At 38.2% G+C, this 9,534-nt stretch carries 7 protein-coding genes and 1 pseudogene; 1 reads left to right on the top strand and 7 read right to left on the bottom strand.

Annotated elements, in window-relative coordinates:
• The 5 genes and pseudogenes from AC4GME_RS07580 to AC4GME_RS07560 form a co-directional block, all read right to left on the bottom strand.
• Positions 1 to 652, bottom strand: a pseudogene (locus AC4GME_RS07580) (transglycosylase SLT domain-containing protein); the annotation flags it as partial.
• A 183-nt stretch (positions 653 to 835) separates the two neighbouring features.
• A complete protein-coding gene (locus AC4GME_RS07575; RefSeq protein ID WP_490378145.1) occupies positions 836 to 2,431 on the bottom strand; it encodes an ABC transporter ATP-binding protein in 1,596 nt (531 codons plus the stop codon).
• Positions 2,428 to 3,477: an ABC transporter permease gene (locus AC4GME_RS07570; protein ID WP_490378146.1), complete on the bottom strand. Its 1,050-nt coding sequence runs from the start codon at positions 3,475 to 3,477 to the stop codon at positions 2,428 to 2,430. Before AC4GME_RS07570 ends, AC4GME_RS07575 begins: the two co-directional genes overlap by 4 nt.
• A 1-nt stretch (position 3,478) precedes the next feature.
• Positions 3,479 to 4,558: a microcin C ABC transporter permease YejB gene (locus tag AC4GME_RS07565; protein ID WP_490378147.1), complete on the bottom strand. Its 1,080-nt coding sequence runs from the start codon at positions 4,556 to 4,558 to the stop codon at positions 3,479 to 3,481.
• Positions 4,558 to 6,273, bottom strand: a complete 1,716-nt coding sequence (locus AC4GME_RS07560; protein ID WP_490379197.1) for an extracellular solute-binding protein — start codon at positions 6,271 to 6,273, stop codon at positions 4,558 to 4,560. Before AC4GME_RS07560 ends, AC4GME_RS07565 begins: the two co-directional genes overlap by 1 nt.
• Before the next feature lie 410 nt (positions 6,274 to 6,683).
• On the opposite strand from AC4GME_RS07560, the gene hpf reads away from it, so the two are divergent.
• Positions 6,684 to 7,094: a ribosome hibernation-promoting factor, HPF/YfiA family gene (gene hpf / locus AC4GME_RS07555; RefSeq protein ID WP_490378451.1), complete on the top strand. Its 411-nt coding sequence runs from the start codon at positions 6,684 to 6,686 to the stop codon at positions 7,092 to 7,094.
• 66 nt (positions 7,095 to 7,160) lie between these two features.
• On the opposite strand, the gene tyrA is transcribed toward hpf, so the two are convergent.
• Entirely contained in the window at positions 7,161 to 8,288 is a 1,128-nt protein-coding gene (tyrA, locus tag AC4GME_RS07550) for a bifunctional chorismate mutase/prephenate dehydrogenase (protein WP_490378452.1), read from the bottom strand.
• A 10-nt stretch (positions 8,289 to 8,298) separates the two neighbouring features.
• Positions 8,299 to 9,366: a 3-deoxy-7-phosphoheptulonate synthase gene (locus tag AC4GME_RS07545; protein WP_490378453.1), complete on the bottom strand. Its 1,068-nt coding sequence runs from the start codon at positions 9,364 to 9,366 to the stop codon at positions 8,299 to 8,301.
• Between the last annotated feature and the right edge of the window lie 168 nt (positions 9,367 to 9,534).

Raw genomic sequence — 9,534 nt, 5'->3', positions numbered from 1 at the left:
AATATGCATTCATCGCTAAGTTAATATCTTTTTTAGCGAGACGCTTAATACTGGTCAATAAAAAAGAGTAGCTGGCTTGTTGACGACTTGTAAATAATTCACTGCTTAGTAACTTTCCGGGCTCTTTATTTAAATCATACAACTGCTGCGCTAACGCCCTGTTTGAGTCATTCATTAACTTTATTAAATGAGACATTAACGATTTTTGATTTTTTAAATAAGCTAATTGAAAGCGTTGCCAAATTAACGCTTCAGATATTTGATTATTTTCTAAATAATGGTGAAAAACGCTATCGCAGGCATTAGGTAAAGAATATCCGCTCAACCAAGTTTTTTGAACCACTGGCCAAATTTCATCTGCTGCTCCTTGATCTAGTTGAGCTTGAAAATGAAAACATTTCAAAGCGAGCGAATTTGGTAGTTGCGGATAAAAGGAGAGAAACTCACGCCAATATTTATTCTTTCCTAGATAATATAAATAATCTCGTTGCAGATCATTACTGACTTTATGGCCAGAGTTATCCTCAATAAAGGACTGTACCGCAAGTAAACTATTTCGATTAAAGTTGGCTTTAAGGTATTGGTAATCTAGCAGATAAGTTAATGGATATTCAGAAATTAGCTTTGACTTTTGCGCGGCTTCAGGCCACATCTTTTGTTCTTGAAAATTAGTTGCTTGCGCATATATTTGCCTTTGCTGGCTAAGGGTCAAGGAAGCCGCAAAACTTGAACTAGAGAGCAAACAAAAACACAAAAAAAATATTTTTTTCATGGCAACTCAACTTAGTAATAATAATAAAAAATATTTATATTCAGAGCATTTGTTAATGTAGCATCATATTGTCGAGCATGATAATAATATCTGAGTGTATTTTTGTTGTGGCTGTGCAAATATCTTATTGGTCGCTCCCTGTTCTATTATTTCACCAGCTCGCATAACTAAAACACGATGGCTAATAGATTTCACAACGGACAGATCGTGACTAATAAAAAGATAACTTAAAGAAAACTCTTTTTGTAATGAGATTAACAAGGCTAATATCTGCTTCTGAATACTTCGATCTAATGCGGATGTCGGTTCATCCAGAACGATCAGTTGAGGCCGTAAAATTAATGCGCGAGCGATAGATATTCGCTGCCGCTGCCCACCAGAAAACTGATGCGGATAACGTAAAGCACTCTCTTTATCAAGACCCACCCTATTTAAAACAGACTCAACTTCACTGTCTATTTGCTCTCTCGTTAGCTGCGGGTTATGGACCTCTAAACCTTCAGCAATAATATCTCGCACTGATAAACGGGGGCTTAAACTGGCAAACGGATCTTGAAAAACAATTTGTAATTTTGCGCGTAATTTCTGCAACTCGTTATGTTTAATCGAATCTATCTGCTTACCAAGATAAACAACTTTTCCTGTACTTTTGTTGAGTTGCAGTATCGCCTGCGCCAAGGTACTTTTTCCGGAACCACTCTCACCAACAATGGCGACCGTTTCTCCTTGATGGATCTGTAAACTCACATCTTTTACCGCTTGTAAGCTGTTTATTGTTTTACCCCAAAAATTCTTTTTCAGTGGATAAGCAACATTTATATTTTCTGCACTTAATATCAATTGTGGATTTTCCAGCGCAGCCATCTCCCCTGACGGTATCGCATTTAATAAGGTTTTTGTGTATTGCTGCTGCGGGTTTTCAAACAATGCATTTTTACTGTTATATTCAATAGATTTACCGTTACGCATAACCAATACTGAATCAGCTATAGAGCGCACAATATGCAGATCATGAGTGATCAATAAAATGCCCATATTAAGGCGTTTTTGCAATGACTTTAATAGATCCAGAATTTGTTTTTGAATGGTGACATCAAGCGCAGTTGTCGGCTCATCCGCAATCAACAGTTCTGGATCATTGGCTAATGCCATCGCAATCATCACTCGCTGGCGTTGCCCGCCAGACAGTTCATGAGGATACGATCCTAAACGTGTTTCCGGTGACTCAATGCCAACCAGGTCCAGTAACTCAAGCGTTCTAATCTGCGCTTTTTTACCTGTTAGCCCTTTATGAATTAACAGAGTTTCAGCAATCTGTTTCTCCACCGTGTGCAACGGGTTAAGTGAAGTCATCGGCTCCTGAAAAATCATGCCGACTTTATTCCCCCTAATCGCCTCTAACACAGTTTCCCCCTTGCCAACTAACGGTTGTCCAGACAGGTATATTTCCCCTGACGGGTGATGAGCATGCGGGTAAGGCAGTAGTTGTAAAATAGATAAAGCAAGCAGCGATTTACCCGCCCCGCTTTCACCAACGATCGCCAGTGTCTGTCCTTTCTCAAGAGTAAAATTTACACCTTTAACAATCTCTTGTTGTGCAAAACTAATAGACAGATCCTGAACTTTTAACAGCTTATTTGATTCGATTTCAAGGCTCATAATGTTTTCCTGGGATCAAAAGCATCACGCGTCGCTTCACCGATAAAGACTAATAAAACTAAAATAGTTGAAAGAGAAATAAAGGCTGTAATTGCCAGCCACGGAGCATGTAAATTATCTTTACCTTGTGCAACCATCTCCCCCAGGGAGGCAGAACCAAGCGGTAAACCAAAACCAAGAAAGTCCAACGATGTTAAAGTTGTTAACGCGCCCGTAAATAGATAGGGCATAAAGGTTAATGTGGCTATCATCGCATTGGGCAAAATATGTTTAAACATAATTTTGCTATCGCTAACACCTAATGCACTTGCCGCTTTCACATACTCCAGATGCCGGCCACGTAAAAACTCGGCACGCACCACACTCACCAGGCTCGGCCAGCTGAATAAGATCATTAATCCTAATAGCCAGGAGAATGTCGGTTCAACAAAGCTCGCTAAAATAATCAACATAAAGAGCATAGGTAGACCTTCCCAAATCTCTAGTATTCGCTGCCCCAGAAGATCAATACGTCCGCCGTAGTAACCTTGAATGGCCCCCACAACAATACCAATTACGGAACTGATAAAAGTTAAAGTTAATGCAAATAATACCGATATTCGAAAGCCATAAACCAGGCGGGCAAGCAGATCTCGTCCCTGATCATCTGTTCCTAAGTAATTAATTTTACTAGGTGGTGAAGGGGCGGATTCTGTTAACTCAAAGTTAATGCTGTCAAAATAAAAGGGCACCAGTGGCCAGATTATCCAGCCCTCTTTCTCAATTTGCCCGACCATATAGGGATCACGATAATCGGTACTGATATCAAAATCTCCCCCTAACTTGTTCTCAGGAATATCTTCAACAATAGGAAAATACCAATGCTGCTGGTAGGAAACCATAATCGGTTTGTCGTTTATCCACAGCTCGGCCAATAGGCTAAGCAAAAAAAGAATAAGAAATATCCATAACGACCAGTAGCCGCGCTTGTTGTTTTTAAACTGTAACCAGCGATCGCCATTGATAGGGTTATTTTTCATATTTTGCCATGTACGAACTAATGACATTTTATCGTCCTTCAAAGGTAATACGGGGATCGATCAAGGTATAGGTGATATCACTGATCAATTTCAGCACCAACCCAACTAAAGTAAAAATATACAGTGAAGCAAATATCACCGGGTAATCGCGATTAATAACAGATTCAAAGCTCAATAAACCTAATCCATCTAATGAAAAAATAACTTCAATTAACATTGATCCCGTGAAAAAAATACCTATCAGAGCGGCAGGTAAACCCGCTAATACTAATAACATCGCATTACGAAAAATATGGCCATATAAAATACGGCTTTTAGAACAGCCTTTAGCCCGCGCCGTAACCACATATTGTTTATGGATCTCATCAAGAAAGGAGTTTTTAGTTAACATGGTCAGTGTGGCAAAACTGGCTAAAACTGAAGCTGAAATGGGCAGCGTCAAATGCCAGAAATAATCTTTAATTTGTCCCCAAACACTCAGCTCGGAGAAATTATCAGATGTTAAACCGCGCAGAGGAAACCAGTCATAATAGGAGCCGCCTGCAAATAAAACAATTAAAATAATGGCCAAAATAAAAGCGGGAATTGCATAGGCGATAGTAACAACTGTACTGCTCCATATATCGAAACGACTGCCGTGTGAGGTTGCTTTTTTTATACCCAGCGGAATAGAGATCAAATAAGCAAGCAGAGTAGTCCAAAGTCCCAAAGAGATAGAAACCGGCATTTTATCAATAATCAGATCGGTAACTTTCTGATTACGGTAAAAGCTCTCGCCAAAATCAAATTTAGCATAACGCCATAACATTGAAAAATAACGTTCGCCTAGTGGTTTATCGAAACCGTATAACTTTTCAAGCGCTTCGATATATTCAGGATCGACTCCCTGCGCACCGCGATATTTGCTTGTATTACTATTTTGTTTTATATCGCTACTGGTGCCCGAAGCAATACGCGTTGAATTACCACTGTCTATTCCTTGATATTGTGCAATGGCCTGCTCGACAGGACCGCCTGGTGCTATCTGCACAATAAAAAAATTAATGGTCATAATGCCAAGTAATGTCGGAATAATAAGTAACAAACGCCGTAAAATATAATGGTTCATTAATGCAGCTCTCCGTCGCTGTTTTCAGGTGGAGTGAGCCACCAAGTTGACAGCCCTAAATCATAGGTAGGCGCAATCTGCGGACGAGAAAATTTATCCCAATAAGCGATGCGATAAGCTGGAAGATACCATTGCGGAATAACCATATGCTGTGCAAGCAAGACCCTATCTAACGCTTTGGTTGTATTCACTAACTCTTCTCGTGTATCCGACATAATTAGTTTTGTGACTAATTTATCGATCACCGGCGAGCAGACTCCCGCCCAATTGGCCGTCCCCACCTGCATACTGCTATCGCACCCCCAGTAACCGAGCTGCTCATTACCCGGAGAAATGGATTGTCCTTTGCGCATTGAAACTAAATCAAAATCAAAACTGTTCAAACGATTAATAAACTGAGAAACATCCACTAAACGGATCGAGGTTTTAATACCAATTCGCTGTAAGTTACGTCGGAAGGGATGCACAACACGCTCAAAATCTTTACTGTACAGTAAGAACTCAAAGCTTAATTGCTCACCGTTTTTATTCTGCATTTTGCTGTCTTTTAACTGATAACCCGCACTCGAAAGTAATTTGACCGCTTTTCTCATCTGCAAACGCACATTGCCATCGGCATTTGTTTTCGGAAAATCAATAGGGTCAAAAACAGCGTTGGATAATGAAGCTTTATAAGGAGATAAAATATCAATTTCAGGCAAAGAGATTTCTCGCCCGGTTGCAAGCTCAGAGCCAGCATAAAAGCTATTAATCCGCGTATAAGCGCCGTAAAAAAGGGTTTTATTCGCCCATTCAAAATCAAATAATAAACTGAGCGCTTCGCGAACATTGACATCTTTAAATTTTTCTTTGCGCAGATTAAACCAGAACCCCTGCATCCCCTGAGGATTTTTATCGTCTATTTTATAAGTAACAATCTTACCCGAAGCAAAATTATCACCGCTGTAACCGGTCGCCCAACGTTTTGATGAACTTTCAAGACGATAATCAAACGCCCCTGACTTAAACGCCTCAAAAGCAACGCTATCATCGCGATAATAATCAAAAATCATAGTGTCAAAATTGAACAGACCTTTATTGACCGGCAAATCTTTTGCCCAGTAATCTTTAACCCGTTGATAAGTTATTCTTTTAGATGCTTGAAAACTACCGACCTGATAAGCACCAGAGCCGATCGGAATAGCTAAGCTACTTTTAGAAAAGTCTTTATCCAACCAGTAATGTTCAGGAAGAATGGGGATTTGACCAATAATCAATGGTAATTCACGATTGCCACTCTCTTTAAAATAAAAAGTCACTTGTAACGGGTTATCAACGACCACCTCTTTTACACCCGAATAATAAGAGCGAAAATGAGGAGCGCCTTTTTCAACTAACAGTTCAAAACTAAATTTCACATCACTGGCTTGAATACTTTTTCCATCATGAAAACGTGCATTTCCATTTATTAAAAAACTCACTGAAGAAAAATCCTTTGCCACTTTTACTTTCTTGGCAATCAATCCATAACCGCTAAAAGGCTCATCACTGGATTGTTTAAGCAGTGAGTCATAAATCATATTAATACCCGCGGCTGCATTTCCCTTTACAATGAAAGGGTTTAATGAATCAAAGCTACCGATAGAAGCTTGTTTAAAAACACCACCTTTTGGTGCATTTGGATTTGTATATTGAAAGTGGGTAAATTTTTCAGGATATTTAAAATCGCCGTACATACTTAAAGCATGCACCCAGGGAGTCGCAAATAAAAAATAACTGCTAGTACATAAATAGCAAAATACCAAAATACGTATAAACTTAAAGGTAAGGAGTCGCGACATGTAATAAATCAACTTTAATCGAAAAAAGGAGTAATAGAGTAACGATAACAAAACAAGAAATGAAAAAAAGCTGTTTTAGTAAAAAAGGAGATATAAAGAGAGGAACTTATCCATTCAAGAATGCCCTAAGTTTTTACTTTCAACAAGCAATCTTTAATTTTTTTGAAAGAAAATAAACATAGGTCAAAGAATAATTTCCTTAATAATAAAAGCCGATTAAATGAGATCTAGATCACGTTTTAAATCAAGAAAAAAGCCTAATCTATTTATGAACACAATACGTGTATAACCAAAAGGTGTCTTCTATGAGAATTGAAATTACAAGCAAACAAATTACTATTACTGACACAATGCGTAACAAAGTAGAGGAACGTTTCCAAAGATTAGAAAAACTACAAATTCCTTTAATTAAACCACACTGCATCATCACCAAAGAGCCTAAAGGCGTAAAAATCGAAGCAACTATTGGTATACCTAATGGTAAAGTATTTGCTCATGCAGAACACGATGATCTCTATACAGCAATCGGACAATTATTCCAAAAAATCGAACGTCAACTAAATAAGCACCTTCACAAATCTGAAGCGAATCGCGCAAAAAATCATGGAAAAGATATGTGCCGTAATGGTGAAATTTCAGGACAAGCTATTGACGAGCCTGAGATTGAAATTGAGTCTGATGCTGAAATCAAATTAAATAAAGAGTTTGCCGCATAAAATAGGCAAGCAATAGATAAATAAAAAGGAGGTTAATAACCTCCTTTTTATTTGCCTGAAGAAAAATTATTTATCTTCATAATGGCGATTATCGTGAGCCTGCTGTAAAAGCACACGACTTTCGTTAAGGAATAAAGAGGAATAATCTCCCATCCAATTAGTTACTGATTTAAAACGGTTGATAAAGGCATCTCTATCTGCATTTTCCAGTAACTCAATCGCTTCAGAAAAATGCTTATGATAACGTTTAATCATAGTTAAATTATTTTTCTGAGAAAGAATTATATCCGCATACAAGGATGGCTCTTGAGCAAACAATCGCCCAACCATTGCCAGTTCCAAACGATAAATTGGTGAACTTAAATCAAGCAACTGTTTTAAATCTGCGTTTACTTCCTGCAAATGAACACCATATACAAAACTTGTAAAATGACGCAACGCTTGAATTAAGGTCATTGACTCATCATGAGTTTCAGCTTTGACGTTGTAAAGATGTGCCCCCCAGATTTTCATCTGTTCAATTAGCCACATATATTTGTCTTGTCCGCGACCATCACAATAAACAACAACCTGTTTCGCAAAACTAGATATATCTGGACCAAACATAGGATGTAAACCGACAACAGGGCCTTTATGAACATCAAGCATCGCTTGCAAAGGACCTGCTTTAACACTGGTTATATCCGCAAGAATACAATCTTCAGGTAAATAAGAAAGTTGTTTAATAACCGATTCAGTAACATCAATAGGAGAACCGACAATAACCAAACCTGCTTTGCTGCAAATTTGCTGCGCTTGATCCCAGTTAGCGCGTCCTAAAATATCAACTTGATAGCCGGACAGTTCAAACATTTCAACAAAACGTTTACCTAATAAACCATTACCGCCAATGATAACGATGCGTTTCATCTTCGGATTTATGGTTTTAAAACCTGTTTCATTTTCACTTGCGTAAGACTCACGCATTGTCCTGCGCAAAATATCTTCAATTAAATTGGCTGGTACACCTTTTGACTCCGCTTCTCTACGACGTTTATCAAGCATCGCAGCTTCGCGATCTGGTGCGTAAATAGGCAAGCCATGTTCAGTTTTTACTTCACCAACCTCGCCGACCAAACGTAAACGTTCAGCGAGTAAATCAATTAACTGTTGATCAACAGCATCAATTTGATCTCTTAATTTACTTAAAGGCATAGATTTCTTCTTATCTTGTTTTTAAAGTGTCTTTTAACAAACTAACTGCATCAGCAAGTAGTTGGCCGGTTGTATCCCAATTAATGCAGGCATCCGTTACTGATACACCATATTTAAGTTCTTCTTTTGCTAAATCTGCAGCTTGATTACCTTCATTGATATTGCTTTCGAGCATAATACCGATAATAGATTTATTGCCTTCAATCACTTGATGAAAAACATCTTTAGCGACTAAGGGCTGCAGTGAATAATCTTTATTAGAATTCGCATGACTACAATCAACAATCAAAATATCTTCAACCCCTGCTTTATGAAGAGCCTGTTGAGCTAAAGCAACATTAAGGGAATCGTAGTTTGGTTTACCACCACCACCGCGAAGAATGACATGGCCATCTTGATTTCCGCTAGTTTGTAATAAAGCACTTTGCCCTTGCTGATTAATGCCCATAAAACGATGCGGAGAAGAGGCTGATTGCATCGCATTAACAGCGGTTGCTAAATTACCATCCGTACCATTTTTGAAACCAACCGGCATTGATAAGCCACTAGCCATTTCACGGTGCGTTTGCGATTCAGTAGTACGCGCACCAATGGCCGCCCAACTGAACAGATCGCCCAAATATTGAGGGCTAATAGGATCCAACGCTTCTGTTGCAATCGGCAATCCTAACTCAGAGATCCATAACAGAAGTTCACGTGCTTGTTTTAATCCTGTTTCGATATCAAAAGAATCATCCATGTGCGGATCATTAATTAAGCCCTTCCAACCAACAGTTGTACGTGGTTTTTCAAAATACACGCGCATAACAATATACAAGGTATCTTTATATTGCTCGTGTAACTTTTTTAATTTTACGGCATATTCTTTAGCTGCATCGATATCGTGAATAGAACAAGGCCCACAAATAACTAAAAAACGAGGATCTTTTTTATGCACAATATTAGAAACAATTTGGCGAGATTCAGTAATGAATTGATAAACACTGTCAGAGGCTGGTATTAAGTTTTTTAATTCTAGAGGTGTAATTAACACTGTTTCTGATTGAATATGAATATTTTCATTTTGAGGCGTAGTCATTTTTTTCTCGTTAACATTTTAAAAGTGAAAGTATCATATCATAGCGAGAAAATAGATCATGCGAATAACAAATTGAAAGTCATTAAATTGACAACTTTTAGCTATCCAATTTAAAAAAATCAACATGCTCAATTAAAAAATAGTAGGCCGTCCTTTTTATGCAGTTTT

Source organism: Psychromonas sp., from assembly GCF_983033635.1.
Note: the sequence above shows the minus strand (reverse complement) of the source record. Positions and strands in the feature narration are given on the sequence as shown.